Here is a 2500-nt window from a genome sequence, read left to right on the forward strand (position 1 = left end):
TTCCCGCTTTCCGCTGCAATTCCTTCATTTCATTGCGGGATTTCCGCTGCAATCGGGGCTAGGGGATGAGCTTTTTTGAGAATCGGTAAACGATTATACCTATATATAGGTAGTGAAACCCATTCTACTATTATATATATAGTGTAGTAAAACCAGAGCGTATACTATATATAAGTATAGTAAAGCCCACTGAGTCACTAAGCGGCTCAGTAACTCAGTAACTTCAAGAAAAAAACTTTTAGGTGTTAGGAAATGGTTATCAGCGAGTTAAGGAAAAACGGCCAAAAAACTTCAAAAAAAGACGCTGAAAAGTTTGGATATGGGCAAAAGAGTGCTACTTTTGCACCCGCAATAAAGGCAGAGTTCTTACGACATTTTGAAGCAAAACAGATCAAAAAGATTTTTGAAAAAAAGTTAAAAAAAGATTTGGATTGTAAAGAATAAAGAGGCTATCTTTGCAGCCCGCAAAATAAGGGAAAGTTCATTTGAAATACTGGTAAGCGAAACGAAATTGACTTCGAAAATAAATCGAAAAAAATTTCAAAAAAAGCTTGCGAGATTTAAAAAGAGGTTCTACTTTTGCAACCCGCAAAACAAGGGAAAGTTCATTTGAAATACTGGCGAGAAAAACGAGATTGGCTTCGAAAATAAAATCGAAAAAAATTTCAAAAAAAGCTTGCGAGATTTAAAAAGAAATTCTAGTTTTGCACCCGCAAATACAGGGAAGTTCATTTGAAATACTGGTCAAAACGAAATGAAAATTTTTTCAAAAAAAAGTTTCAAAAAGTTTTGCAGAATAGAAAAGAAGTTCTACTTTTGCACCCGCTTCCTGAAAGGATAGCGAGAGAATAAAAGAAGACACGTTCATAGACATATTGAATTGACAGCAAATATAAGAGAGAGTAAGACTTTTTCGAGTAGATTTGAAAAACCTAGCAACTAAATCGACAATATTAAAATATACGATGAAGAGTTTGATCCTGGCTCAGGATGAACGCTAGCGGCAGGCCTAACACATGCAAGTCGAGGGGTAGAAGTTGCTTGCAACTTTGAGACCGGCGCACGGGTGCGTAACGCGTATGCAATCTGCCTTGTACTGAGGGATAGCCCAGAGAAATTTGGATTAATACCTCATAGTATTACGATGTGGCATCACACTGTAATTAAAGTTCCAACGGTACAAGATGAGCATGCGTCCCATTAGTTAGTTGGTAAGGTAACGGCTTACCAAGACGATGATGGGTAGGGGTCCTGAGAGGGAGATCCCCCACACTGGTACTGAGACACGGACCAGACTCCTACGGGAGGCAGCAGTGAGGAATATTGGTCAATGGGCGCAAGCCTGAACCAGCCATGCCGCGTGCAGGATGACGGTCCTATGGATTGTAAACTGCTTTTATACGGGAAGAAACACTCCTACGTGTAGGAACTTGACGGTACCGTAAGAATAAGGATCGGCTAACTCCGTGCCAGCAGCCGCGGTAATACGGAGGATCCAAGCGTTATCCGGAATCATTGGGTTTAAAGGGTCCGTAGGCGGCTTTATAAGTCAGTGGTGAAAGCCCATCGCTTAACGATGGAACGGCCATTGATACTGTAGAGCTTGAATTACTTGGAAGTAACTAGAATATGTAGTGTAGCGGTGAAATGCTTAGATATTACATGGAATACCAATTGCGAAGGCAGGTTACTACAAGTGGATTGACGCTGATGGACGAAAGCGTGGGGAGCGAACAGGATTAGATACCCTGGTAGTCCACGCCGTAAACGATGGATACTAGCTGTTCGGAGCAATCTGAGTGGCTAAGCGAAAGTGATAAGTATCCCACCTGGGGAGTACGCACGCAAGTGTGAAACTCAAAGGAATTGACGGGGGCCCGCACAAGCGGAGGAGCATGTGGTTTAATTCGATGATACGCGAGGAACCTTACCAGGGCTTAAATGGGAGACGACAGTTTGGGAAACCAGATTTTCTTCGGACGTCTTTCAAGGTGCTGCATGGTTGTCGTCAGCTCGTGCCGTGAGGTGTCAGGTTAAGTCCTATAACGAGCGCAACCCCTATTGTTAGTTGCCAGCGGGTCATGCCGGGAACTCTAACAAGACTGCCGGTGCAAACCGTGAGGAAGGTGGGGATGACGTCAAATCATCACGGCCCTTACGTCCTGGGCTACACACGTGCTACAATGGACGGTACAGAGAGCAGCCACTACGCAAGTAGGAGCGAATCTTCAAAGCCGTTCTCAGTTCGGATCGGAGTCTGCAACTCGACTCCGTGAAGCTGGATTCGCTAGTAATCGCATATCAGCCATGATGCGGTGAATACGTTCCCGGGCCTTGTACACACCGCCCGTCAAGCCATGGAAGCTGGGGGTACCTGAAGTCGGTGACCGCAAGGAGCTGCCTAGGGTAAAACTAGTAACTGGGGCTAAGTCGTAACAAGGTAGCCGTACCGGAAGGTGCGGCTGGAACACCTCCTTTCTAGAGAAATGATTTTGTTCTT

General features: G+C 44.4%; 1 protein-coding gene and 1 rRNA gene. Both read left to right on the plus strand.

Annotated elements, in window-relative coordinates:
* Positions 1 to 252: 252 nt before the first annotated feature.
* Positions 253 to 444: a hypothetical protein gene (locus ABGT15_RS13755; RefSeq protein WP_367232035.1), complete on the plus strand. Its 192-nt coding sequence runs from the start codon at positions 253 to 255 to the stop codon at positions 442 to 444.
* 518 nt (positions 445 to 962) lie between these two features.
* Positions 963 to 2478 (plus strand): 16S ribosomal RNA (locus tag ABGT15_RS13760).
* Positions 2479 to 2500: the final 22 nt, after the last annotated feature.

Origin of the sequence: Flavobacterium enshiense (assembly GCF_040750275.1) — a bacterium.
In the GTDB taxonomy this organism is placed as follows: Bacteria; Bacteroidota; Bacteroidia; order Flavobacteriales; family Flavobacteriaceae; genus Flavobacterium; species Flavobacterium enshiense_B.

Bases quoted from the DNA above. Each gene is read 5' to 3' on its own strand.
- ABGT15_RS13755 (WP_367232035.1), top strand. From the start codon at position 253: ATGGTTATCAGCGAGTTAAGGAAAAACGGCCAAAAAACTTCAAAAAAA.